General features: G+C 63.4%; 23 protein-coding genes. All 23 read left to right on the top strand.

Annotation, left to right across the window (positions count from 1 at the left end; translation table 11 throughout):
• The first annotated feature begins 109 nt into the window (after positions 1-109).
• The 23 genes from fleQ to flhF all read left to right on the top strand — a co-directional run bounded on the left by fleQ (position 110) and on the right by flhF (position 23,827).
• Entirely contained in the window at positions 110-1,585 is a 1,476-nt protein-coding gene (gene fleQ, locus ACF8MI_RS12950) for a transcriptional regulator FleQ (RefSeq protein WP_156867618.1), read from the top strand.
• 381 nt (positions 1,586-1,966) lie between these two features.
• Positions 1,967-3,184, top strand: coding sequence for a sensor histidine kinase (locus tag ACF8MI_RS12945; RefSeq protein WP_392517561.1), 1,218 nt, complete (start codon positions 1,967-1,969; stop codon positions 3,182-3,184).
• Entirely contained in the window at positions 3,184-4,539 is a 1,356-nt protein-coding gene (locus ACF8MI_RS12940; protein WP_392517560.1) for a sigma-54-dependent transcriptional regulator, read from the top strand. Before ACF8MI_RS12945 ends, ACF8MI_RS12940 begins: the two co-directional genes overlap by 1 nt.
• Positions 4,540-4,670: 131 nt before the next feature.
• Complete coding sequence (gene fliE / locus ACF8MI_RS12935) at positions 4,671-5,003, top strand: flagellar hook-basal body complex protein FliE (protein WP_016711792.1); 333 nt, start codon at positions 4,671-4,673, stop codon at positions 5,001-5,003.
• 15 nt (positions 5,004-5,018) lie between these two features.
• Complete coding sequence (gene fliF, locus ACF8MI_RS12930) at positions 5,019-6,797, top strand: flagellar basal-body MS-ring/collar protein FliF (protein WP_105946092.1); 1,779 nt, start codon at positions 5,019-5,021, stop codon at positions 6,795-6,797.
• The gene (gene fliG, locus ACF8MI_RS12925; protein WP_003254434.1) at positions 6,790-7,809 is read left to right on the top strand and encodes a flagellar motor switch protein FliG; all 1,020 of its coding nucleotides are present in this window, start codon (positions 6,790-6,792) and stop codon (positions 7,807-7,809) included. The genes fliF and fliG overlap by 8 nt, the downstream gene beginning before the upstream one ends.
• 162 nt (positions 7,810-7,971) lie before the next feature.
• A complete protein-coding gene (fliH, locus tag ACF8MI_RS12920) occupies positions 7,972-8,751 on the top strand; it encodes a flagellar assembly protein FliH (protein WP_164524889.1) in 780 nt (259 codons plus the stop codon).
• Positions 8,741-10,096, top strand: a complete 1,356-nt coding sequence (gene fliI, locus ACF8MI_RS12915) for a flagellar protein export ATPase FliI (protein ID WP_392517559.1) — start codon at positions 8,741-8,743, stop codon at positions 10,094-10,096. Before fliH ends, fliI begins: the two co-directional genes overlap by 11 nt.
• 6 nt (positions 10,097-10,102) lie before the next feature.
• A complete protein-coding gene (gene fliJ / locus ACF8MI_RS12910; protein WP_104834232.1) occupies positions 10,103-10,555 on the top strand; it encodes a flagellar export protein FliJ in 453 nt (150 codons plus the stop codon).
• A gap of 105 nt (positions 10,556-10,660) precedes the next feature.
• Entirely contained in the window at positions 10,661-10,966 is a 306-nt protein-coding gene (locus ACF8MI_RS12905) for an STAS domain-containing protein (RefSeq protein ID WP_016711787.1), read from the top strand.
• Between the two features lie 8 nt (positions 10,967-10,974).
• Positions 10,975-12,666, top strand: a complete 1,692-nt coding sequence (locus ACF8MI_RS12900; RefSeq protein ID WP_392517558.1) for a SpoIIE family protein phosphatase — start codon at positions 10,975-10,977, stop codon at positions 12,664-12,666.
• Between the two features lie 48 nt (positions 12,667-12,714).
• Positions 12,715-13,062: an Hpt domain-containing protein gene (locus ACF8MI_RS12895; protein ID WP_060499591.1), complete on the top strand. Its 348-nt coding sequence runs from the start codon at positions 12,715-12,717 to the stop codon at positions 13,060-13,062.
• 72 nt (positions 13,063-13,134) lie between these two features.
• A complete protein-coding gene (locus ACF8MI_RS12890) occupies positions 13,135-14,391 on the top strand; it encodes a flagellar hook-length control protein FliK (RefSeq protein WP_392517557.1) in 1,257 nt (418 codons plus the stop codon).
• 218 nt (positions 14,392-14,609) lie between these two features.
• A complete protein-coding gene (gene fliL / locus ACF8MI_RS12885) occupies positions 14,610-15,107 on the top strand; it encodes a flagellar basal body-associated protein FliL (RefSeq protein ID WP_025753836.1) in 498 nt (165 codons plus the stop codon).
• A 9-nt stretch (positions 15,108-15,116) separates the two neighbouring features.
• A complete protein-coding gene (gene fliM, locus ACF8MI_RS12880; protein ID WP_012273501.1) occupies positions 15,117-16,085 on the top strand; it encodes a flagellar motor switch protein FliM in 969 nt (322 codons plus the stop codon).
• Between the two features lie 47 nt (positions 16,086-16,132).
• Positions 16,133-16,600 carry a flagellar motor switch protein FliN gene (fliN, locus tag ACF8MI_RS12875; RefSeq protein ID WP_025753835.1) on the top strand — a complete coding sequence of 156 codons (468 nt, stop codon included), beginning with the start codon at positions 16,133-16,135 and terminating at the stop codon, positions 16,598-16,600.
• Positions 16,601-16,612: 12 nt separating this feature from the next.
• Positions 16,613-17,047: a flagellar biosynthetic protein FliO gene (fliO, locus tag ACF8MI_RS12870; protein WP_392517556.1), complete on the top strand. Its 435-nt coding sequence runs from the start codon at positions 16,613-16,615 to the stop codon at positions 17,045-17,047.
• Positions 17,047-17,802, top strand: coding sequence for a flagellar type III secretion system pore protein FliP (gene fliP / locus ACF8MI_RS12865; RefSeq protein ID WP_025753833.1), 756 nt, complete (start codon positions 17,047-17,049; stop codon positions 17,800-17,802). Before fliO ends, fliP begins: the two co-directional genes overlap by 1 nt.
• 21 nt (positions 17,803-17,823) lie before the next feature.
• On the top strand, positions 17,824-18,093 hold the full coding sequence (gene fliQ, locus ACF8MI_RS12860; protein ID WP_012273497.1) for a flagellar biosynthesis protein FliQ: 270 nt from the start codon (positions 17,824-17,826) through the stop codon (positions 18,091-18,093).
• A 7-nt stretch (positions 18,094-18,100) separates the two neighbouring features.
• Complete coding sequence (gene fliR, locus ACF8MI_RS12855) at positions 18,101-18,877, top strand: flagellar biosynthetic protein FliR (RefSeq protein WP_025753832.1); 777 nt, start codon at positions 18,101-18,103, stop codon at positions 18,875-18,877.
• A 2-nt stretch (positions 18,878-18,879) separates the two neighbouring features.
• Entirely contained in the window at positions 18,880-20,022 is a 1,143-nt protein-coding gene (gene flhB, locus ACF8MI_RS12850) for a flagellar biosynthesis protein FlhB (protein WP_019096542.1), read from the top strand.
• A 356-nt stretch (positions 20,023-20,378) separates the two neighbouring features.
• Positions 20,379-22,508, top strand: coding sequence for a flagellar biosynthesis protein FlhA (flhA, locus tag ACF8MI_RS12845; protein WP_164524883.1), 2,130 nt, complete (start codon positions 20,379-20,381; stop codon positions 22,506-22,508).
• Between the two features lie 11 nt (positions 22,509-22,519).
• Positions 22,520-23,827, top strand: coding sequence for a flagellar biosynthesis protein FlhF (flhF, locus tag ACF8MI_RS12840; RefSeq protein WP_060499600.1), 1,308 nt, complete (start codon positions 22,520-22,522; stop codon positions 23,825-23,827).
• Positions 23,828-23,894 lie beyond the last annotated feature (67 nt).

Genomic DNA, 23,894 nt, shown 5'->3' with positions numbered 1-23,894 from the left:
TTACTAGTGGCTGTTTTCGAATTTCAGACGTCCGAACACTGACCATTCAGTCGGAATGATGTCGAGCACGCCCGCAGGGCGCCGATATGACTAGGGAAGTTGCTATTGCATGTGGCGTGAAACCAAGATTCTGCTGATCGACGACGACAGCGCACGCCGCCGCGACCTGGCGGTGGTGCTCAATTTTCTCGGCGAAGAAAACATCGCTTGCTCAAGCCAGGACTGGCAGCAAGTCGTCGAGCCGTTGTCTTCCAGTCGCGAAGTGTTGTGTGTGCTTGTCGGCACCGTGAACGCGTCGGGCAATCTCCTTGGGCTACTTAAGACAGTGGCTGCCTGGGATGAGTTCCTTCCGGTTCTGCTTTTAGGTGAAATTTCTTCGGCCGAGCTGCCGGAAGACCTTCGCCGCCGTGTGCTTTCCAATCTGGAAATGCCGCCAAGCTACAGCCAGCTGCTGGATTCGCTGCACCGTGCCCAGGTCTATCGCGAAATGTACGACCAGGCGCGCGAGCGCGGCCGCCAGCGCGAGCCCAATCTGTTCCGCAGCCTGGTCGGCACCAGCCGTGCCATCCAGCATGTGCGGCAGATGATGCAGCAAGTGGCCGACACCGATGCCAGCGTGTTGATCCTGGGCGAGTCGGGCACGGGCAAGGAAGTGGTGGCGCGTAACCTGCACTACCACTCCAAGCGCCGCGAAGCGCCGTTCGTGCCGGTCAACTGTGGCGCGATCCCGGCCGAGTTGTTGGAAAGCGAGCTGTTCGGCCACGAGAAGGGTGCCTTTACCGGTGCGATCACCAGCCGTGCCGGGCGTTTCGAGCTGGCCAACGGCGGTACCTTGTTCCTTGATGAAATTGGCGACATGCCGTTGCCGATGCAGGTCAAGCTGCTGCGTGTGCTGCAGGAGCGTACCTTCGAACGCGTGGGTAGCAACAAGACCCAGAGCATCGATGTGCGCATCATCGCCGCGACGCACAAGAACCTCGAGACCATGATCGAGGACGGCACCTTCCGTGAAGATCTGTATTACCGCCTGAACGTGTTCCCCATCGAGATGGCGCCGCTGCGTGAGCGGGTGGAAGATATCCCGCTGCTGATGAACGAGCTGATCTCGCGCATGGAGCATGAGAAACGCGGCTCCATCCGCTTCAACTCTGCCTCGATCATGTCGCTGTGCCGCCACGGCTGGCCGGGTAACGTGCGTGAGCTGGCCAACCTGGTCGAGCGCATGGCGATCATGCACCCGTACGGGGTGATTGGCGTGTCCGAGTTGCCGAAGAAGTTCCGCTACGTCGATGATGAAGACGAGCAGATGGTCGACAGCCTGCGCAGCGACCTGGAAGAGCGCGTGGCGATCAATGGCCATACGCCGAACTTCAGCAACCATGCCATGCTGCCGCCAGAAGGGCTCGACCTGAAAGACTACCTCGGTAGCCTGGAGCAGGGCCTGATCCAGCAGGCGCTGGACGATGCCAACGGTATCGTTGCGCGCGCGGCTGAACGTTTGCGCATTCGCCGGACCACCCTGGTCGAGAAGATGCGCAAGTACGGCATGAGCCGCCAGGGCGGCGAGGACCAGGCAGAGGACTGATGTTGGGGTGGGTTGTTCGCCTTGGGTTTTGTGGTGAGGCGGAAATCGAGCGCCGCCCGCGCGGCGCATCGCGAGCTGCGCTCGCTCCTACGTTTGTTTTCGGCCAGTAACGCCTGTGGCAGGCGCGCGCGACCGCCTTGTTTGTAGGGCGTAATGTCGCGCCATGCGCCAAGGCGTCCGCGCGCAAATCCCCCCAGGAGCAATTGGCCCGAAATAAACGTAGGAGCGAGCGCAGCTCGCGATGCGCCGCGTGGGCGGCGCTCGATTTCCGCCCTGTCACAAAACCCAAGTCATACCCAAAGCCCCCATCCCCGGCACGGCTATTGCTACACCGCTGGCACCATACCGTTTTTATGACGGTCAGCCACGCGAGAGAGCACGATGCCCCAGGCCGCCCACGTATCCCTAGCCCCCGACCTGCAGGGGCAAACCCCGGTGGAACAGGAAAGCCGTCAGGGTGTCGAGCAAGCCTTCGCCTTGTTCAATCAGGTGTCCAGCCAGTTGAGCCAGTCCTACAGCCTGCTCGAAGCCCGGGTCAGTGAGCTCAAGGGTGAGCTGGCCGTGGTCAGCGCCCAGCGCATCGCCGAACTCAGCGAAAAGGAACGCCTGGCCAATCGCCTGCAAAACCTGTTGGATCTGCTACCCGGCGGGGTGATCGTGATCGACGGCCAGGGCCTGGTGCGTGAAGCCAACCCGGCTGCCTGCGAGTTGCTCGGTGAGCCGCTGATTGGCCAGTTGTGGCGCCAGGTGATCGCTCGCAGCTTTGCCCCGCGCAAGGACGATGGCCACGAAGTCTCGTTGCGCGACGGCCGTCGCCTGTCGATCGCCACCCGTTCGCTGGACGCCGAGCCCGGCCAACTGGTGCTGCTCAATGACCTGACTGAAACCCGTCGCCTGCAAGACCAGCTGGCGCGCCACGAGCGGTTGTCGTCGCTGGGGCGTATGGTCGCTTCGCTGGCGCATCAAATCCGTACGCCGCTGTCGGCAGCCATGCTGTACGCCAGTCATCTGGCCGATAGCGAGCAACAGCTGAGCGCGGAAACCCGCCAGCGCTTTGCCGGCACCCTGAAGGAACGTCTGCACGAACTCGAGCACCAGGTGCGCGACATGCTGGTGTTCGCCCGTGGCGAGCTGCCGCTGGGTGATCGGGTTACTCCGAAAGCCTTGTTCCAGGCGCTGCAGCAGGCGGCCCAGGTGCATGTGCAGGGGCATGCCGTGCGCTGGCAGTGTGACAGCCACCTGGGTGAGCTGCTGTGCAACCGCGACACCCTGGTGGGGGCCTTGCTCAACCTGGTCGAAAATGCCCTGCAGGCCAGCGACGGGCCGGCACGGCTGAAGGTGCACGTGTATCGCCGTGAACGCACCTTGCACCTGTGCGTCAGCGATGCTGGCTGCGGTATCGATGCCGATTTGCTCGGCCGCCTGGGTGAGCCGTTCCTGACCACCAAGGCCACCGGTACCGGTTTGGGCCTGGCCGTGGTCAAGGCCGTGGTGCGCGCACACCAGGGCAGGATCAGCCTGCGTTCGAAAGTGGGCCGTGGTACTTGCGTGCGGGTAGAGCTGCCCTTGATCGACGGGCAATTGGCGGAGGGGGTGTGATGGCAATCAAGGTGCTGCTGGTCGAGGACGACCGCGTATTGCGCCAGGCGCTGGGCGATACCCTGGAAATCGGCGGTTTCGCCTACCAGGCGGTGGGCAGTGCCGAAGAAGCGCTGGACGTCGTGCTGGATGACGCCTTCAGCCTGGTGGTCAGTGACGTGAACATGCCCGGCATGGACGGGCACCAGTTGCTCAGCCAGCTGCGCCGCCAGCAACCGCAGTTGCCGGTGTTGCTGATGACCGCGCACGCCGCCGTCGAGCGTGCGGTCGAGGCGATGCGCCAGGGCGCTGCCGACTACCTGGTCAAGCCGTTCGAGCCCAAGGCGCTGCTCAGCCTGGTCGAGCGGCATGCCGCCGGCCGCGTGACCGGCGAAGAAGGGCCGGTGGCCTGCGAGCCGGCCAGCCGCCAGTTGCTGGAGCTGGCCGCCCGGGTGGCGCGCAGCGACTCGACCGTGCTGATTTCCGGCGAGTCCGGTACTGGCAAGGAAGTGCTGGCGCGCTACATTCACCAGCAGTCGCCCCGTGCCGCGCAGCCCTTCGTCGCGATCAACTGTGCGGCGATCCCCGACAATATGCTTGAGGCTACTCTGTTCGGTCACGAGAAGGGCGCCTTCACCGGCGCTATCGCTGCCCAGGCCGGCAAGTTCGAACAGGCCGAAGGTGGCACGTTGCTGCTCGACGAGATCTCGGAGATGCCCATGGCCTTGCAGGCCAAGCTGCTGCGTGTGCTGCAGGAGCGCGAGGTGGAGCGGGTAGGTGGGCGCAAGCCGATCAGCCTCGACATACGTGTACTGGCCACCACCAACCGTGACCTGGCGGGCGAGGTGGCGGCCGGGCGCTTCCGCGAAGACCTGTACTATCGCCTGTCGGTGTTTCCGCTGGCCTGGCGCCCGCTGCGCGAGCGCCCAGGCGACATCCTGCAACTGGCCGAGCGCCTGTTGGCGCGGCATGTGGCCAAGATGAAGCATGCCCCGGTGCGCCTCTCGCCCGCGGCCCGGGCCTGCCTGCAGGCGCACGCCTGGCCAGGCAACGTGCGCGAACTGGACAACGCCCTGCAGCGGGCGCTGATCCTGCAGCAAGGTGGGGTGATTGAGGCGGCGGATTTTTGTCTGGAGGGCGCCATTCCATTGTCGGCCGGCACCGAGCCATCACCTGAGGTGGTTACTGAGGCCAGCGGACTGGGTGATGACATGCGCCGCCACGAGTACCAGATGATCATCGACACCCTGCGTGCCGAGCGCGGCCGCCGCAAGGAGGCAGCCGAGCGCCTCGGGATCAGCCCGCGCACCCTACGCTACAAGCTGGCGCAGATGCGTGACGCCGGGTTCGATGTAGAAGCCAGCCTGTTCGGCTGAAGAGCTTTGGGGCCGCAAAGCGGACCCCAATTGCTTGGCTCACATACATAGGCTGGCACCTTTGTTGCTTTACGTAGGCTATCCGCCGCATGAGTGTCAAAAAAATGCGGCTGCAGGGAGAGAGAAGGGTCATGAGCCAAGGTGTTGAATTCAATCGTCTGATGTTGGACATGCGGGCCATGCAGGCCGATGCCATGTCGTTGCCGAAGGTTACTGCTGCCCCAGAGCTGGCGCCGGGGCAAAGTACCTTTGCCGACATGCTCGGCCAGGCCATCGGCAAGGTGCATGAGACGCAGCAGGCCTCGACCCAGCTGGCCAATGCCTTCGAAATCGGCAAGAGCGGCGTCGACCTGACCGACGTGATGATCGCTTCGCAAAAGGCCAGCGTGTCGATGCAGGCCCTGACCCAGGTGCGCAACAAGGTAGTCCAGGCGTACCAGGACATCATGCAGATGCCGGTTTGAGGACGGATGTAAACCATGGCTGAAGCAGTCGTCGACAACCCCCCTGCCAAGACTGGCGCGCCAGCGGCCAAGCGGCCGCTGCCCGGTATGTCGTTCCTGGAAAACATCGCACAGATGCCCATGCTGCGGCAGATCGGCCTCATGGTCGGCCTGGCGGCCAGCGTGGCGATCGGCTTTGCTGTGGTGCTGTGGTCGCAACAACCCGATTATCGTCCGTTGTACGGCAGTCTGTCGGGCATGGACACCAAGCAGGTCATGGACACCCTGGCCGCTGCTGATATCCCTTATAACGTGGAACCCAACTCGGGTGCTCTGCTGGTCAAAGCCGACGATCTCTCCCGTGCGCGCCTGAAGCTGGCCGCCGCCGGGGTGGCGCCGAGCGACGGCAACGTGGGTTTCGAGCTGCTCGACAAGGAGCAGGGCCTGGGCACCAGCCAGTTCATGGAGGCCACCCGCTACCGCCGCAGCCTGGAAGGTGAGCTGGCGCGTACTGTTTCCAGCCTGAACAATGTCAAGGGTGCACGCGTGCACCTGGCCATCCCGAAAAGCTCGGTATTCGTGCGCGATGAACGCAAGCCCAGCGCCTCGGTGCTGGTCGAGCTGTACCCGGGCCGTGCCCTGGAAGCCGGGCAGGTGATGGCCATCGTCAACCTGGTCGCCACCAGCGTGCCAGAGCTGGACAAATCACAGGTCACCGTGGTCGACCAGAAGGGCAACCTGCTGTCCGAACAGATCCAGGACTCCGCGCTCACCCAGGCCGGCAAGCAGTTCGACTACAGCCGCCGGGTGGAAAGTATGCTTACCCAGCGTGTGCACAACATCCTGCAGCCCGTGCTGGGCAACGACCGCTACAAGGCCGAAGTGTCGGCGGACCTGGACTTCAGTGCGGTGGAGTCCACCTCCGAGCAGTTCAACCCCGATCAGCCAGCGTTGCGCAGCGAGCAGTCGGTCGATGAGCAACGCGCCAGCAGTCAAGGCCCGCAAGGCGTGCCTGGCGCACTGAGCAACCAGCCACCTGGCGCGGCCTCGGCCCCGCAAACCACCGGTGGCGCTGCCACCCCGGCTGCGGCCATTCAGCCTGGCCAGCCGCTGGTGGATGCCAACGGCCAGCAGATCATGGACCCGGCCACCGGCCAGCCGATGCTCGCGCCGTACCCGTCGGACAAACGCCAGCAAAGCACCAAGAACTTCGAACTGGACCGTTCCATCAGCCACACCCGCCAGCAACAAGGGCGTATGACCCGTCTGTCAGTGGCCGTGGTGGTGGACGATCAGGTCAAGATCGACCCGGCCACTGGCGACAGCACGCGCGCGCCGTGGGGCGCCGAGGACCTGGCTCGCTTTACCCGCCTGGTGCAGGACGCCGTGGGCTTCGATGCCAGCCGTGGCGACAGCGTGACGGTGATCAACGTGCCATTCGCCGCCGACCGTGGCGAAGAAATTGCCGATATCGCCTTCTATCAGCAGCCGTGGTTCTGGGACATCGTCAAGCAGGTGCTGGGCGTGGTGTTCATCCTGGTGCTGGTATTCGGTGTGCTGCGGCCAGTGCTGAACAACATCACAGGGGGCGGCAAGCAGGCTGCCTCGGATAGCGACATGGAGCTGGGCGGCATGGTGGGGTTGGATGGCGAACTGGCCAACGACCGCGTCAGCCTGGGTGGCCCGACAAGCATTCTGCTGCCTAGCCCGAGCGAGGGTTACGAGGCACAGCTCAACGCAATCAAAGGCCTGGTGGCCGAAGACCCGGGCCGTGTCGCCCAGGTCGTGAAAGACTGGATCAACGCCGATGAGTGATAACCGAGCCGTTACCGCCAAGCTGAGCCGCGTCGACAAGGCTGCGATCCTTCTGCTCTCGCTGGGCGAGACCGATGCGGCCCAGGTGCTGCGGCACATGGGCCCCAAGGAGGTGCAGCGGGTGGGTGTGGCCATGGCGCAGATGGGCAATGTGCACCGTGACCAGGTGGAACAGGTGATGAGCGAGTTCGTCGACATCGTCGGCGACCAGACCAGTCTGGGCGTGGGGTCCGATGCCTACATCCGCAAGATGCTCAACCAGGCCTTGGGCGAGGACAAGGCCAATGGCTTGGTCGACCGCATCCTGCTCGGTGGCAACACCAGTGGCCTGGACAGCCTGAAGTGGATGGAGCCGCGTGCTGTCGCCGACGTGATCCGCTATGAGCACCCGCAGATCCAGGCCATCGTGGTGGCGTACCTCGACCCGGACCAGGCCGGTGAAGTGCTGAGCAACTTCGACCACAAGGTGCGGCTGGACATCGTCCTGCGCGTGTCGTCGCTGAACACTGTGCAGCCAGCGGCGTTGAAAGAGCTGAACCAGATCCTCGAGAAGCAGTTCTCGGGCAACTCCAATGCGGCGCGTACCACCTTGGGTGGCATCAAGCGTGCTGCCGACATCATGAACTTCCTCGACAGCTCCGTGGAAGGTGCGCTGATGGACGCGATCCGCGAAATCGACAGCGACCTGTCGGAGCAGATCGAAGACCTGATGTTCGTCTTCAACAACCTGGCCGACGTCGACGATCGCGGTATCCAGGCGCTGTTGCGTGAAGTGTCGTCCGACGTGCTGGTGGTGTCGCTCAAGGGCGCCGACGAGCGGGTCAAGGACAAGATCTTCAAGAACATGTCCAAGCGTGCTTCGGAGCTGCTGCGCGACGACCTGGAGGCCAAGGGGCCAGTACGGGTCAGCGACGTGGAAACGGCACAGAAGGAAATCCTTACCATTGCCCGACGTATGGCCGAGGCCGGCGAGATCGTGCTCGGCGGCAAAGGCGCCGAGGAAATGATCTAGGTTTTTCGCGATCTGCCCGCCTACGCAGTCCCCTGTGGGAGCGGGTTTACCCGCGAAGGCGTCAGGCCAGGAGATAGAGGTTGTCGCTGCCGACGCATTCGCGGGTAAACCCGCTCCCACAGGGATTGCGACGGCTGCGCATGGTTTTGAGTACCTGAAAACATGTCCAGCAAAGAACACCACCCCAGCGACCTGATCCGCGCCCGCGACCTTGAGGGCGTGGACGTGTGGGCGCTGCCCAGCTTCGACCCGGAACCGGAGCCCGAACCGGAGCCTGAGCCTGAACCCGAGGTCATCGAGGAAGTCGAGGAAGTGCCGCTGGAAGAAGTCCAGCCGCTGACCCTGGAAGAACTCGAAGCGATCCGGCAAGAGGCCTACAACGAGGGCTTTGCCACCGGTGAGCGCGAAGGTTTTCACAGCACCCAGCTCAAGGTTCGACAGGAGGCCGAAGAGGCTCTGAAGGCCAAGCTCGAAAGCCTTGACCGGCTGATGGCCAACCTGATGGAGCCGATCGCCGAGCAGGACACGCAGATCGAGAAAACACTGGTGCATCTGGTGGCCCACATGACGCGCCAGGTGATCGGCCGCGAGCTGCGCAGCGACTCCAGCCAGATCACCCAAGTGCTGCGCGAAGCGCTCAAGCTGCTGCCCATGGGTGCAGACAATATCCGCATCCACCTCAACCCGCAGGATTTCGAGCTGGCCAAGGCCCTGCGCGAACGCCATGAGGAAAGCTGGCGGCTGCTGGAGGACAGTGCACTGCTGCCAGGCGGTTGCCGTATCGAGACGCTTCACAGCCGTATCGATGCAACCATGGAAACACGCATCGAAAAAGCCGTGGCACAACTGTTCGACCAGTTGCACGACCATGCACTGCACCCGGCAGCGCCGGATATGACGGTAGATCTGGCCAGCCCGATGGATACCCCTGATGCGCCTTGAACGCACCAGCTTCGGCAAGCGCCTGGGCAGTTATGCCGAGGGCATCGAGCTGCCGGCCCAGCCCATCGTCGAAGGCCGCCTGCTGCGCATGGTCGGGCTCACCCTGGAGGCCGAAGGCCTGCGTGCTGCGGTGGGCAGCCGCTGCCTGGTGATCAACGACGACAGTTACCACCCGGTGCAGGTCGAGGCCGAAGTCATGGGCTTTGCCGGGCCCAAGGTGTTTCTTATGCCGGTGGGCAGCATCGTCGGTATTGCACCGGGGGCGCGGGTGGTGCCGCTGGACGACGGCGGACGTCTGCCCATGGGGATGAGCATGCTCGGCCGCGTGCTCGACGGTGCCGGCCGCGCGCTGGATGGCAAGGGCGGGATGAAGGCCGAGGACTGGGTGCCGATGGACGGCCCGGTGATCAACCCGCTCAACCGCGACCCCATCAGCAAGCCGCTGGACGTGGGTATTCGCAGCATCAATGGTCTGCTTACCGTTGGCCGTGGCCAGCGGTTGGGCCTGTTTGCCGGTACCGGCGTGGGTAAATCGGTGCTGCTGGGCATGATGACTCGCTTCACCGAAGCCGAAATCATCGTGGTTGGGCTGATCGGTGAGCGGGGCCGCGAAGTGAAGGAGTTCATCGAGCATATCCTCGGTGAAGAGGGCCTCAAACGCTCGGTGGTGGTGGCGTCGCCGGCCGACGATGCGCCGCTGATGCGTCTGCGTGCGGCCATGTACTGCACGCGCATCGCCGAGTACTTCCGCGACAAGGGCAAGAATGTGCTGTTGCTGATGGACTCCTTGACCCGTTTCGCCCAGGCCCAGCGGGAAATCGCCCTGGCCATCGGCGAGCCGCCGGCCACTCGCGGTTACCCGCCATCGGTGTTCGCCAAGCTGCCCAAGCTGGTGGAGCGGGCGGGCAATGGCGAGCCGGGCGGTGGATCGATCACGGCGTTCTATACCGTGCTGTCAGAGGGCGACGACCAGCAGGACCCGATCGCCGACTCGGCGCGGGGCGTGCTTGACGGTCACTTTGTGCTGTCGCGCCGGTTGGCCGAGGAAGGCCATTACCCGGCCATCGACATCGAAGCGTCGATCAGCCGGGTCATGCCCCAGGTGGTCGATGCCGATCATTTGCGTCAGGCGCAGAAGTTCAAGCAACTGTGGTCGCGCCTGTCGCAAAGCCGCGACCTGATTAGCGTGGGTGCCTACGTGGCCGGCGGTGATCCGGAGACCGACCTGGCCATCGCCTTGCAATCGAAGCTGGTGGAGTTTCTGCGCCAAGGGCTGCACGAGAATGTGGGCATGACGCAGAGCCGCGAACAGCTGGGGGCGATTTTCACGCCCCCGGCAGGCTGATAAGCCATGGCGCTGCCCGGACGCGCCGCGCGTCTGGCGCCGGTGGTGGACATGGCCGAGGAGGCCGAGCGTAAGGCCGCTCAGCGCCTAGGGCACTTCCAGCAGCAGGTGGCCACGGCCCAGGCCAAGTTGGCCGAGTTGGAGCGTTTTCGCGAGGACTACCAGCTGCAGTGGATCAACCGTGGCGGGCAGGGCGTGAATGGCAGCTGGCTGGTCAACTACCAGCGTTTTCTGGGGCAGCTGGAAACGGCCATGACCCAGCAGCGTCAGAGCCTGGTGTGGCACCAGAACAACCTCAACAACGCCCGTGGTACCTGGCAGCAGGCCTATGCCCGGGTGGAGGGATTGCGCAAGCTGGTGCAGCGTTACAGGGACGAAGCCCGGCGAGCCGAGGACAAGCGTGAGCAGCGGTTGCTGGACGAGTTGTCTCAGCGCTTGCCCAGCCAAAGCCATCTCTAGCCTGTGCCGGCCCTATCGCCGGTACAGGTATGACCTTGCCACCCCTGCCATCGCCTGCTAAACCTTAATGGAGTTGCATCCGCCATCATCGAAGGAATCGCTAGCATGGCAGTCGAGACTGACTTTTCGCAGGACGGGAAAAAGCTGACGATCAAGATCAAGGGGCGCTTCGATTTCGGCAAACATCAGGAATTTCGAGACGCCTACGAACGCCAGCCCGATCGCCCCGATTCGGTGATCGTCGACCTGAAAGACACCACCTACCTCGACAGTTCCGCACTCGGCATGCTGCTGTTGCTGCGCGACCACGCGGGTGGCGATGAGTCGGATGTGCGGGTGGTGCATGCCAGCTCCGACGTGCGCAAGATACTCGCCATCTCCAATTTCGAAAAACTCTTCGATATCAGTTGAGCGCCGACATGCCGGCCGAACAGCCGTTGACCGTGCTGGTCGCCGAGGACGGTGCCGCCGACCGCCTGCTGCTGGCGCAGATCGTCCGTCGCCAGGGCCACCAGGTATTCACCGCGGAAAACGGCGAGCAGGCAGTGGCACTGTTTCAGGAGCGGTGCCCACAGCTGGTGTTGCTGGACGCGCTGATGCCGGTAATGGACGGCTTCGAGGCGGCGCGGCAGATCAAGGCCCTGGCCGGCGAGGCACTGGTGCCGATCATTTTCCTGACGTCGCTGAACGAAGAGGAAGGCCTGGTGCGCTGCCTGGAGGCGGGTGGCGATGACTTCATGGCCAAGCCCTACAGCGCGGTGATCCTCGCTGCCAAGATCCGTGCCATGGATCGGTTGCGCCGGTTGCAAGCCACTGTGCTGGAGCAGCGTGACCAGATCACCCGGCACCATCACCACCTGCTCAACGAGCAGCGGGTGGCCAAGGCCGTTTTCGACAAGGTGGCCCACTCCGGTTGCCTTTCTGCGCCCAACATCCGCTACCTGCAGTCGCCGTATGCGCTGTTCAATGGTGACCTGATGCTGGCTGCGTTCACGCCGTCCGGTGACATGCGCGTGCTGCTGGGCGACTTTACCGGCCATGGCTTGCCAGCGGCGGTTGGCGCCATGCCGCTGGCCGAGGTGTTTTACGGCATGACCGCCAAGGGTTACGGCATGGCGCCGATCCTGCGCGAGATGAACGCCAAGCTCAAACGCATCCTGCCGGTGGACATGTTCTGTTGCGCGATACTGCTCAACCTCAGCGTGCAGCGCGGCTCGGTGGAAGTGTGGAATGGCGGTATGCCCGATGGCTATCGGCTGTCGGTGGATGGCCAGGTGCTGTCAGCGCTGAGCTCGCGGCATCTGCCGCTGGGTATTCTGGCTGCCGAGCGTTTTGATGACAGCGCCGAAGTGCTTCCGTTGGCGCCGGGTGAGCGCCTGTTGCTGCTGTCGGACGGCGTGCTCGACACGGCTGATGACCAGGAGCGCCTGTTCGGTGTGCAGCGCCTGCTGGCGGTGCTGACCAACAACCGCGACCCGGTGCGGTTGTTCGACGAAGTGATGCAGGCCCTGGCGCGCTTTGGCGGGCGCCCGCGCGACGACATCAGTTTGTGTGATATTCGCATGTTCGGCGCCGAGGAGCGGGTGCCCGCGCCGATGGTCTACGCTGATAGCGGTCGTTTCAGCCCGCAGGACTGGTCGCTGGGCTTCGAAGTGCGCGGCGAGAGCCTGAAGTGCTTTAACCCGATCCCTTACCTGGTGCAGTTGTTGCAGGAGATTCATGGGCTTCGTGCGCGTACCGGCAGTTTGCACAGCGTCCTCAGCGAGTTGTATTCCAATGCCCTGGAGCATGGTGTGCTAGGGCTGGACTCGCGGCTCAAGCGCGATGTGCAGGGTTTTGCCGACTATTATCAGGAGCGTGCCCGGCGCCTGGGCGTGCTGACAGACGGCTTTGTGCGCATCGATTTCAAGGTTGAACCGCTTGCCGATGGCGGGCGTCTGAGTATCGAGGTTCGCGACAGCGGTGCGGGTTTCGATGTGCAGCGGGTACTGTCGCAGCCTTCGCTGGACCAGGGGCTGAGCGGGCGTGGCCTGAACCTGGTGCGGCGGTTAGCCAGCGATGCGCGCTGGAGTGAAGGCGGGCGGTGCGCGTATGTGGCGTTCGTATGGTGAGCCACTGGCTGGCTCGGGCATAATCTGGCTTGATCAAGGAGTGAGCAAGTGACTGACATGCATATTGACCACAAGGTGCTCAGTGACCTGCGTGAGGTCATGGAGGATGGCTACCTGCAGTTGGTGCAGACGTTTCTCGACGATTCCGAGCGGCGGCTGGGCCAGTTGCACGCGGCCAAAAGCGCCGAAGAGCTGGGTGCGGCTGCCCACAGCTTCAAGGGTAGCAGCAGCAACATGGGGGCTGTAGCCCTGGCCGGCCTGTGCCAGCAGCTGGAGGAGCGCGCACGGCGGCCCCCGCTGTATGGCATAGAGGACCTGATCAACCGCATCGACGAGGAATTCGTCGAGGTGCAGCGCTTCTACCGGGGTGAGCAGCAGCGTATTTCAGCGGGCTGATACACAACTTGGCGCGAGTCTTGCCTGTCTCTGAGCGGATTATTTTTTTGTTTCTGGCGCGGAGACCGCTCGATGCCTGTCGCACCCAACCCTTTGTTGCAAACCAACGCCATTGCCAGTGCCTCGCGCTCTGCCACCGCGCAGGCGGACAAACCGCTGCAGGCGCTGGGCGACAAGGGCGACGGCTTTGGCCAGGTGATGGCACGGCAGGGGCGTGAAAAGGCAGCCTCGCAGGATGACAAAGCCGCCCAGGCCAAGCCCAAGGATAAACCTGAGGCGCCAGCGTACGGCAAGAAAGACCCGGCTGACAAAACGGCTGTTGCCGATGACGGCAACAAATTGCCAGCAGACGATGTGTCCCAGGCCGATACCGGGGTGCGTGATGCCAATCTGGTGGCCGGCCAGGTCACCGACGCCCAGCCCGGTGCGCAACTGATCCAGGCCCAGGCCGAGGCGGTGGCGCCGGTGCTGCAGGCCGCCACGGCGCAGGTTGGCGCGCTGCCCGAGGAGCCTTCCGCCGAAGAGGCTTTCGACCCGGATGCAGACCCTCTGGCCAACCTGCCGACCTTGCGCCTGGCGCTGGAGCAGAGTGCGCAAGCCAAGGGGGCTACGTCGGCCCATGCCCTTGACCCTTCCCAGGCGCAGGGCGAGGAAGGCCAGGCCGCCGTCAATACCTTGGCGAATCTGGTCGAGAGTGCCGAGGGTGAGGCGGGAGAGTCTGGCGACAAGGCCTTTGGTGCCTTGCTTGAGGATGGCCTGAAGGACACTAAGAGCGCCAGCAGCGACACCCGTGTCGATGATTTCGCCAACCGCCTGGCCAGCCTGACCCAGGCTGCCACGGCCAAGACCGCCAGCGCCATGCCGGCCAACGCCAGCCCGTTGCACCAGCCGTTGCCGATGAACCAGGGGGCGTGGGCGGAAGGCTTGGTCAACCGGGTCATGTACCTGTCCAGCCAGAACCTGAAATCTGCAGACATCCAGCTGGAACCCGCAGAGCTGGGCCGCCTGGACATTCGCGTCAATGTTGCGGCGGACCAGTCGACCCAGGTCACCTTCATCAGTGGCCACGCCGGTGTGCGTGACGCCCTCGACAGTCAGGTGCACCGCCTGCGCGAGCTGTTTGCCCAACAGGGGCTGGCCCAGCCAGACGTCAACGTGGCCGACCAGTCGCGCGGGCAGCAACAGCAGCAGGGGCAGGCGCAGGGCAGTAACCTGTCCGGCGTGGCCGCGCGGCGGGCGGAGCAGGTTGGGGGTGAGGTTGTCGACAGCGCCAGGCCTGCGGAGCAACAGGTCGTTATTGGTGACAGTGCGGTCGACTTCTACGCTTGATTGCAGGTTGCTTGTACTTGCCTCTTCGCGTGCAAGCCCGTTCCCACAGGCATTTCATTGATTTCGAACCCTGTGTAGTACCTGTGGGAGCGGGCTTGCCCGCGAAGAAGGTAACGCCGCAAATCCTGCTGAAACCCATCCCCTGCAAAATCTGGCATAACACTTGCTCAAGCCAAGCCATCCTCCCTTGAACCCCCGATGGACGACGGATTATTGGCATGGCGAAGAGCGAAGCAGTCAAAGACCCCGCCACTAAAGGCAAACTCAAGCTGATCCTGCTGGCTGTCGTCGGGCTGTTGCTGGCGATCGGCCTTTCGGTGGGCGCTACCTGGTTCATCATGCACAAGAGCGAGTCGGCCCCGGCCGCCGAGCCTGCGGCCAGCAACGTCAAGCCTGCGGCCATCTACGAGGCGCTGACGCCGGCCTTCGTGGTCAATTTCAACCAGAACGGCCGCCAGCGCTACATGCAGTTGAGCATCACCCTGCAGGCGCGCAACCAGGCCGATCTGGATGCGCTGAAGGTGCACATGCCGGTGATTCGCAACAACCTGGTGATGATGTTCTCCGGGCAAGGCTTCGACACCCTGGCCAGCAGCCCGGTCGGGCAGGAGATGCTGCGTCAGAAGGCCACTGCGGTGGTGCAGGAAGTGGCCCAGAAGGAAGTCGGCAAGCCGGTCATCGACCAGTTGCTGTTCACCAATTTCGTATTGCAGTAGGAGTCCGCAATGGCCGTACAGGACCTGCTGTCCCAGGATGAAATCGATGCCCTGTTGCACGGCGTCGACGACGGGCTGGTGCAGACCGAGAGTGCATCCGAGCCTGGCAGTATCAAAAGCTACGACCTGACCAGTCAGGACCGTATCGTACGGGGTCGCATGCCGACCCTTGAAATGATCAACGAGCGTTTCGCCCGTTACACCCGTATCAGCATGTTCAACCTGCTGCGCCGTTCTGCCGACGTGGCCGTGGGCGGTGTACAGGTCATGAAGTTCGGCGAATACGTGCACTCGCTGTACGTGCCCACCAGCCTCAACCTGGTCAAGATCAAGCCGCTGCGCGGCACTTCGCTGTTCATCCTCGACGCCAAGCTGGTGTTCAAGCTGGTGGATAATTTCTTCGGCGGCGATGGCCGCCACGCCAAGATCGAAGGCCGTGAATTCACGCCTACCGAGCTGCGCGTGGTGCGCATGGTACTGGACCAGTGCTTCGTCGACCTCAAGGAAGCCTGGCAGGCGATCATGCCGGTCACCTTCGAGTACATGAACTCCGAGGTCAACCCGGCCATGGCCAACATTGTCGGCCCCAGCGAGGCGGTGGTGGTGTCCACCTTCCACATCGAGCTGGACGGCGGCGGCGGCGACCTGCACGTCACCATGCCGTATTCGATGATCGAGCCCGTGCGCGAAATGCTCGACGCCGGTTTCCAGTCCGACCTGGACGACCAGGACGAGCGTTGGGTCAAGGCCCTACGCGAAGACGTGCTGGACGTGGCCGTGCCAATGACCGCCACGGTCGCCCGGCGCCAGTTGAAACTGCGCGACATCCTGCACATGCAGCCTGGCGACGTGATCCCGGTGGAGCTGCCCGAGCACCTGGTGTTGCGCGCCAATGGCGTGCCGGCGTTCAAGGCGCGGCTGGGTTCGCACAAGGGCAACCTGGCCCTGCAGATCATCGACCCGATCGAACGCCGCTGACGGCGTGCCGGTCGCTCATAACGAATTGAATGCCTGTCGAGGAAACCATGGCTAACGAAAACGAGATCACCTCCCCAGAGGACCAGGCGCTGGCCGATGAGTGGGCCGCGGCCCTGGAAGAAACCGGCGCGGCCGGCCAGGCCGATATCGATGCACTGCTGGGCGGTGACACCGGCAGCACCAGCGGCCCGGGCCGCCTGCCGATGGAAGAGTTCGCCAGCTCGCCGAAGCCGAACGAAAACGTCAGCCTCGAAGGCCCGAACCTGGACGTGATCCTGGACATCCCGGTGAACATTTCCATGGAAGTGGGCAGCACCGAGATCAATATCCGCAACCTGTTGCAGCTGAACCAGGGTTCGGTGATCGAGCTCGACCGCCTGGCCGGCGAGCCACTCGACGTGCTGGTCAACGGCACGCTGATCGCCCATGGCGAAGTAGTGGTGGTCAACGAGAAGTTCGGCATCCGCCTGACCGACGTGATCAGTCCCAGCGAACGTATCAAGAAGCTGCGCTGAGTGAAGGGCACGATGCGCGCCCTTGCGGCGTTGGCGGTGCTGCTGGCCAGTAACGCATGCCTGGCCGCGGCCACGCCGGCCGCTACCCCGGCGACGCCACCTGGCAGCCTTGGCGGGCAGCTGGCGCAGATGGTTTTCGGCCTGCTGCTGGTGGTGGGCCTGATCTTCTTCCTGGCCTGGATGCTGCGGCGCCTGCAGAGCACGGCAGTGAAGGGCGGGCAGGTGATCGAGATTGTCGGCAGCCGGGCCATTGGCCCGCGTGACCGCCTGTTGCTGGTGCAGGTGGGGAAGGAGCAGATCCTGATCGGCCATACCCCGGGCAGCATCGAGGCCCTGCATGTTATGGCCGAACCCGTGGATGTGCCGGATGGCGCTCGTCAGGCGACGCCGGAGTTTGCTCAGCGGCTGATGGAGCTGATGGGCAAAAACCCTAAGGACAACAAGTGATGAGCGGCGCGCTGCGTACGTTGTTGACTCTGGCGCTGCTGCTGGCTGCGCCGCTGGCCCTGGCTGCCGACCCGCTGTCGATCCCGGCCATTACCCTGTCCAATACGCCGGACGGGCAGCAGGAGTATTCGGTCAGCCTGCAAATCCTGCTGATCATGACTGCGCTGAGCTTCATCCCGGCGTTCGTCATCCTGATGACCAGCTTCACCCGCATCATCATCGTGTTCTCGATCCTGCGCCAGGCCCTGGGCCTGCAGCAGACGCCCTCGAACCAGATCCTGACCGGCATGGCGCTGTTCCTGACCCTGTTCATCATGGCGCCGGTGTTCGACCGGGTGAACACGGATGCCCTGCAGCCGTACCTGAAGGAGCAGATGACCGCCCAGCAGGCCATCGAAAAAGCCCAGGGGCCGCTCAAGGACTTCATGTTGGCGCAAACCCGGCAAAGCGACCTCGACCTGTTCATGCGCCTGTCCAAGCGCACCGACATCGCCGGCCCCGATCAGGTGCCACTGACCATCCTGGTGCCGGCGTTCGTCACCTCCGAGTTGAAGACCGCGTTTCAGATCGGCTTCATGATCTTCATCCCGTTCCTGATCATCGACATGGTGGTGGCCAGTGTGCTGATGGCCATGGGTATGATGATGCTGTCGCCGCTGATCATCTCGCTGCCGTTCAAGATCATGCTGTTCGTGCTGGTGGATGGCTGGGCGCTGATCATGGGTACCCTGGCCAGCAGTTTCGGCGGCGTCTGACGCCGTCAAGGAGAGCCGCCGATGACACCTGAAGTAGCTGTCGACCTGTTCCGTGACGCCCTGTGGCTGACCACCTTGATGGTTGCTGTGCTGGTTGTGCCTAGCCTGTTGGTGGGCCTGGTGGTGGCGATGTTCCAGGCTGCCACGCAGATCAACGAACAGACCCTGAGCTTTTTGCCGCGCCTGCTGGTGATGCTGATCACGTTGATCGTCGCCGGGCCGTGGCTGGTGCAGAAGTTCATGGAGTACATCACCACCCTTTACACCAACATCCCGCAGCTCATTGGGTGATGCGGCGATGCTGGAACTGACCGATACGCAGATCGGCACCTGGGTTGCCACCTTCATCCTGCCGTTGTTCAGGGTGACCGCGGTGCTGATGACCATGCCGATCTTCGGTACTCGCATGTTACCTGCGCGGGTACGCCTGTACGTGGCGGTGGCGATTACCGTGGTGATCGTGCCGGCGCTGCCGCCATTGCCTGAGTTCGACCCGCTGAGCCTGCGCGGTATGTTGCTGTGCGCCGAGCAGATCATCGTCGGTGCGCTGTTCGGCCTGGCCTTGCAGCTGCTGTTCCAGGCCTTCGTGATTGCCGGGCAGATCGTCGCGGTGCAGATGGGTATGGCCTTCGCCTCGATGGTCGACCCTGCCAACGGCGTCAACGTCACGGTGATCAGCCAGTTCATGACCATGCTGGTGAGCGTGCTGTTCCTGTTGATGAACGGCCACCTGGTGGTTTTCGAGGTGCTGACCGAGAGCTTTACCACGTTGCCGGTGGGCAGTGCGCTGGTGGTCAACCACTTCTGGGAACTGGCCGGGCGCATGGGTTGGGTGTTTGCCGCCGGCCTGCTGCTGATTCTGCCGGTGATCGCCGCCTTGCTGGTGGTGAACATCGCCTTTGGCGTGATGACCCGTGCCGCGCCGCAGTTGAATATCTTCTCCATCGGTTTCCCGCTTACCCTGGTGCTGGGTATGTTCATCTTCTGGGTAGGCCTGGCCGATGTGCTGTCCCACTATCAGGCATTGGCCAGCGAGACGCTGCAATGGCTGCGTGAACTGGCGAGGGCGCGCTGAGCATGGCGGAAAGCGAGAGCGGTCAGGACAAGACAGAAGACCCCACCGAGAAGCGCAAGCGCGATGCTCGCGAGAAAGGCGAAATCGCCCGCTCCAAGGAGCTGAACACGGTGGCGGTGACTCTGGCGGGCGCCGGCGGCCTCTTGGCGTTTGGCGGCCACCTGGCCGAGACGTTGCTGAGCATGATGCGCATGAATTTCAGCCTGACCCGCGAGGTCATCGTCGACGAGCGGACCATGGGCGCGTTCCTGCTGGCCTCGGGAAAAATGGCGATATGGGCGGTGCAGCCGGTTTTGATCCTGCTGTTCGTTATTTCTTTCGTAGCGCCCATCGCCCTCAGTGGTTTTCTGTTTTCCGGAAGCCTGCTGCAGCCAAAATTCAGCCGCATGAACCCGCTGTCCGGGATCAAGCGCATGTTTTCGATGAACAGCTTGACCGAGCTGCTCAAGGCGCTGGCCAAGTTTTTCGTGATCTTGATCGTGGCGGTGGTGGTGCTGTCCAACGACCGCCAGGCTTTGCTGTCGATTGCCAATGAACCGCTGGAGCAGGCCATCATCCACAGCCTGCAGGTGGTGGGCTGGAGCGCCTTGTGGATGTCGGCTGGGCTGCTGCTGATCGCTGCGGCGGACGTGCCGTTCCAGCTGTACCAGACGCACAAGAAAATGAAAATGACCAAGCAGGAAGTGCGCGACGAGTACAAGGACAGTGAGGGCAAGCCCGAGGTCAAGCAACGCATTCGTCAGTTGCAGCGCGAGGTGTCGCAGCGACGCATGATGGCGGCGGTGCCGCAGGCCGATGTGATCATCACCAACCCGACGCACTATGCGGTAGCGTTACAGTACGACCCGGAGAAGGGCGGGGCTGCGCCGTTGCTGCTGGCCAAGGGCACCGACTTCATGGCCTTGAAGATTCGCGAGATTGGCGTGGAGCACAAGGTACAGATCCTCGAATCGCCAGCGTTGGCGCGGGCGATCTATTACTCGACCGAAATAGAGCAGGAAATCCCCGCAGGCCTTTACCTGGCGGTGGCGCAGGTGCTGGCCTATGTGTTCCAGATCCGTCAGTACCGTGCGGGCAGGGGCAAGCGGCCAGAGCCGCTGAAAGACGACCTGCCGATCCCGCCGGACCTGCGGCGCGACAGTTGAAGCGTTTGGTGATGTTTGTGTGGTGTTAGATCGAGCGCCGCCCGCGCGGCGCATCGCGAGCTGCGCTCGCTCCTACGTTTGTTTCTGGCCAGTAACGCTTGTGGCAGGCGCGCGCGACCGCCTTGTCTGAACGACGCGAAATCGAGCCATGCGCCAAGGCGTACGCGCGCAAATCCCACAGGACTAATTGGCCCGAAACAAACGTAGGAGCGAGCGCAGCTCGCGATGCGCCGCGCGGGCGGCGCTCGGTGTGACAGGCGCTAAATCCCTCAAGGCATACAAAGTTGGAAAGCTTCTTGCAAAGCCACGCCCAGGCGCCCCCTGTGCGTCAAAGTTTTGCATCAAGAGGACTCCCGGTGGATCGCGCTCAGTTAATCAGCAACGCCCGTAACAACCTGGCCGGGCTCGGCCGGGGCAACCTGGGTGTGCCGCTGTTGCTGCTGGTGATGTTGGCAATGATGATGTTGCCGATTCCGCCGTTCCTGCTCGACGTGTTCTTCACCTTCAACATCGCGTTGTCGATCGTCGTGCTGCTGGTGTGCGTGTACGCCCTGCGCCCGCTCGACTTCGCTGCATTCCCGACCATCCTGCTGGTGGCCACGCTGTTGCGTCTGGCCCTGAACGTGGCCTCCACGCGTGTGGTCATGTTGCACGGCCAGGAGGGTCATGGCGCCGCCGGTAAAGTGATTCAGGCCTTCGGTGAGGTGGTGATCGGCGGCAACTACGTGGTCGGTGCCGTGGTGTTCGCCATCCTCATGATCATCAATTTCGTGGTGGTGACCAAGGGTGCCGGGCGTATCTCGGAAGTGAGCGCGCGTTTCACTCTCGACGCCATGCCCGGCAAGCAGATGGCCATTGATGCCGACCTCAACGCCGGCCTGATCGACCAAGCCCAGGCTAAGCACCGTCGTGCCGAGGTGGCGCAAGAGGCCGAGTTCTACGGCTCGATGGACGGTGCCAGCAAATTCGTCCGTGGTGACGCCATCGCCGGCTTGCTGATCCTGTTCATCAACCTGATCGGCGGCATGCTCATCGGCATGCTGCAACACGGCATGAGCTTCGGCGATGCCGGCAAGGTGTACGCCCTGTTGACCATCGGTGACGGTTTGGTGGCGCAATTGCCATCACTGCTGCTGTCCACCGCCGCCGCGATCATGGTCACCCGTGCCTCGGGCTCCGAGGACATGGGCAAGCTGATCAACCGGCAGATGTTCGATTCGCCCAAGGCGCTGGCCGTGTCGGGCGCGCTGATGATCGTCATGGGCCTGGTGCCGGGCATGCCGCACGTAGCATTCCTCAGCCTCGGCTTGTTGGCCGGTGGTGGCGCCTACCTGGTGTGGAAGAAACAACAGAAGACCAAGCTGCAGGCGCAGCAGGAAGCGCAGCGCCAGCAGGACCTGCTGCCCTCGCCTCAGCGTGCGCTGGAGACCAAGGAGCTGGGCTGGGACGACGTCACGCCGATCGACATGATTGGCCTGGAAGTCGGCTACCGGCTGATTCCGCTGGTCGACCGCAACCAGGGCGGCCAGTTGCTGGCGCGGATCAAGGGTGTACGCAAGAAGCTGTCGCAGGACCTGGGTTTCCTCATGCCGACCGTGCACATTCGTGACAACCTCGACCTGCAACCCAGCGCCTATCGCCTGACCCTGATGGGGGTGATCCTGGCCGAGGCGGAGATCTACCCGGACCGCGAGCTGGCGATCAACCCGGGGCAGGTTTTCGGCACCCTCAACGGTATTGCTGCGCGCGACCCGGCGTTTGGCCTTGAAGCGGTGTGGATCGACGTTGGCCAGCGCTCGCAAGCGCAGTCGCTGGGGTATACCGTGGTCGACGCCAGCACCGTGGTGGCCACCCACCTCAATCAGATCCTGCAGAAGCACTGTCACGAGCTTATCGGCCACGAAGAGGTCCAGCAATTGCTGCAGGTGCTGGCCAAGGCATCGCCTAAACTGGCAGAAGAGCTGGTGCCGGGTGTCATTTCCTTGTCGGGCCTGCTCAAGGTGCTGCAAGCGCTGTTGTCGGAACAGGTGCCAGTGCGCGATATTCGCAGTATTGCCGAAGCCATCGCGAACAACGCTGGCAAGAGTCAAGATACCGCCGCGCTGGTAGCGGCAGTGCGCGTCGGATTGTGTCGCGCCATCGTGCAAAGCATTGTCGGCGTTGAGTCGGAGCTGCCAGTGATTACCCTGGAGCCAAGGTTGGAACAGATTTTGCTCAATAGTCTCCAAAGGGCCGGGCAGGGTCAGGAAGAGGGTGTTCTTCTGGAGCCTAGCATGGCCGAGAAGCTGCAACGTTCGCTGATCGAAGCGGCCCAGCGCCAGGAAATGCAGGGTCAGCCGGCCATTCTTCTGGTCGCCGGCCCGATCCGCGCCATGCTGTCGCGTTTCGGTCGTCTGGCTGTACCGAATTTGCATGTTCTGGCGTATCAGGAAATACCGGACAACAAGCAAGTCACCATCGTTGCCACCGTGGGCCCTAACGGCTGAGGTAGTGGATAATGCAAGTTAAGCGATTTTTCGCCGCCGATATGCGTCAGGCCATGAAACTGGTCCGTGATGAGCTGGGCGCCGATGCCGCGATCATTGGCAACCGCCGTATTGCCGGTGGTGTCGAACTGACGGCCGCGCTGGACTACAAGCTGTCCGCCCTGGCCCCACGCGTGCCCAACGCCGAGCTGGAAGAAGAGCTGCGCAAGACGCACACGCGCATTGCCACGGCCCAGGCCGAGCTGGACCACCGCCAGGACAGCAGTGACAACAACCGCCAATTGTTCGCCGGGCAGTCGCTGACCGCCGCCGAGCCATTGATCGAGCCGCACGTCGATGTCCCTGAGGCCGTTGCTGCCCCGGCCGCTGCGCCAGTAGACCCGCGCCTGTTCGATGCCATGCGCTCCGAGCTGTCGGGCCTGCGCGAGTTGCTGGAAGTGCAGCTCGGCTCGCTGGCCTGGACCCAGTTGCAGGGCAGCAAGCCGCAGCAGGCTAACCTGTGGCGGCGCTTGCAGCGCATCGGCCTGTCCGGCCCGATTGCCCGCGAGCTGCTGGACCTCACCACCGAGATCGAGGAGCCACGCCAGGCCTGGCGCATGCTGCTGGCGCACCTGGCGCGCATGATCGAAATCCCGGAAATCGAGCCGATCGAAGAGGGCGGGGTGATCGCCATGGTCGGCCCGGCCGGCATGGGCAAAACCACCACCCTGGCCAAGCTGGCCGCCCGCTACGTGCTCAAGTACGGCGCGCATAACCTGGCGCTGGTGAGCATGGACAGCTTCCGCATCGGCGCCCAGGAGCAGCTCAAGACCTTGGGCCGCATCCTCAACGTGCCGGTGACCTACGTCGACCCGGGGCAGTCGCTGGCAGCCGCACTGGAACCGTTGCTGCGCAAGCGCGTGGTGCTGATCGATACCGCCGGCCTGCAGGCCAGCGACCCGGCGCTGCGCATGCAGCTGGAAACCCTGGCCGGGCGTGGCATTGCTGCGAAGAACTACCTGGTGCTGGCCACCACCAGCCAGAAGCAGGTGCTGACCGCCGCCTACCACAGCTACAAGCGCTGTGGCCTGGCGGGCTGCATCCTGACCAAGCTCGATGAAACGGCAAGCCTTGGCGACGTGTTGAGCCTTGCCATCAGTCATGAACTGCCTGTGGCCTACCTCACCGATGGCCCACGCATTCCTGACGACCTGCACCTGCCGCGTGGCCACCAACTGGTCTCCCGCGCAGTCAATGTGCAGCAGCAGGACGAGCCCAGCGAAGAGGCCATGGCCGACATGTTCGCTGATCTCTATCACAACCCACGGCGAGCGGGTTGACCATGAAGTGTGTGCAAAGTAGCTATGCCAAGGGGTACGCAGAATTGCCCCACGTGTGGCCTGAGTC

Origin of the sequence: Pseudomonas sp. yb_9 (assembly GCF_043103635.1) — a bacterium.
Classification (GTDB): Bacteria; Pseudomonadota; Gammaproteobacteria; order Pseudomonadales; family Pseudomonadaceae; genus Aquipseudomonas; species Aquipseudomonas monteilii.
This window is presented reverse-complemented; position numbering and strand designations above follow the sequence as displayed.

Excerpts from the sequence above, each read along its gene's own strand:
- fleQ (WP_156867618.1), top strand. The coding sequence starts at position 110 with ATGTGGCGTGAAACCAAGATTCTGCTGATCGACGACGACAGCGCACGC.
- ACF8MI_RS12945 (WP_392517561.1), top strand. The coding sequence starts at position 1,967 with ATGCCCCAGGCCGCCCACGTATCCCTAGCCCCCGACCTGCAGGGGCAA.
- ACF8MI_RS12940 (WP_392517560.1), top strand. The coding sequence starts at position 3,184 with ATGGCAATCAAGGTGCTGCTGGTCGAGGACGACCGCGTATTGCGCCAG.
- fliE (WP_016711792.1), top strand. The coding sequence starts at position 4,671 with ATGAGCCAAGGTGTTGAATTCAATCGTCTGATGTTGGACATGCGGGCC.
- fliF (WP_105946092.1), top strand. The coding sequence starts at position 5,019 with ATGGCTGAAGCAGTCGTCGACAACCCCCCTGCCAAGACTGGCGCGCCA.
- fliG (WP_003254434.1), top strand. The coding sequence starts at position 6,790 with ATGAGTGATAACCGAGCCGTTACCGCCAAGCTGAGCCGCGTCGACAAG.
- fliH (WP_164524889.1), top strand. The coding sequence starts at position 7,972 with ATGTCCAGCAAAGAACACCACCCCAGCGACCTGATCCGCGCCCGCGAC.
- fliI (WP_392517559.1), top strand. The coding sequence starts at position 8,741 with ATGCGCCTTGAACGCACCAGCTTCGGCAAGCGCCTGGGCAGTTATGCC.
- fliJ (WP_104834232.1), top strand. The coding sequence starts at position 10,103 with ATGGCGCTGCCCGGACGCGCCGCGCGTCTGGCGCCGGTGGTGGACATG.
- ACF8MI_RS12905 (WP_016711787.1), top strand. The coding sequence starts at position 10,661 with ATGGCAGTCGAGACTGACTTTTCGCAGGACGGGAAAAAGCTGACGATC.
- ACF8MI_RS12900 (WP_392517558.1), top strand. The coding sequence starts at position 10,975 with ATGCCGGCCGAACAGCCGTTGACCGTGCTGGTCGCCGAGGACGGTGCC.
- ACF8MI_RS12890 (WP_392517557.1), top strand. The coding sequence starts at position 13,135 with ATGCCTGTCGCACCCAACCCTTTGTTGCAAACCAACGCCATTGCCAGT.
- fliL (WP_025753836.1), top strand. The coding sequence starts at position 14,610 with ATGGCGAAGAGCGAAGCAGTCAAAGACCCCGCCACTAAAGGCAAACTC.
- fliM (WP_012273501.1), top strand. The coding sequence starts at position 15,117 with ATGGCCGTACAGGACCTGCTGTCCCAGGATGAAATCGATGCCCTGTTG.
- fliN (WP_025753835.1), top strand. The coding sequence starts at position 16,133 with ATGGCTAACGAAAACGAGATCACCTCCCCAGAGGACCAGGCGCTGGCC.
- fliO (WP_392517556.1), top strand. The coding sequence starts at position 16,613 with ATGCGCGCCCTTGCGGCGTTGGCGGTGCTGCTGGCCAGTAACGCATGC.
- fliP (WP_025753833.1), top strand. The coding sequence starts at position 17,047 with ATGAGCGGCGCGCTGCGTACGTTGTTGACTCTGGCGCTGCTGCTGGCT.
- fliQ (WP_012273497.1), top strand. The coding sequence starts at position 17,824 with ATGACACCTGAAGTAGCTGTCGACCTGTTCCGTGACGCCCTGTGGCTG.
- fliR (WP_025753832.1), top strand. The coding sequence starts at position 18,101 with ATGCTGGAACTGACCGATACGCAGATCGGCACCTGGGTTGCCACCTTC.
- flhB (WP_019096542.1), top strand. The coding sequence starts at position 18,880 with ATGGCGGAAAGCGAGAGCGGTCAGGACAAGACAGAAGACCCCACCGAG.
- flhF (WP_060499600.1), top strand. The coding sequence starts at position 22,520 with ATGCAAGTTAAGCGATTTTTCGCCGCCGATATGCGTCAGGCCATGAAA.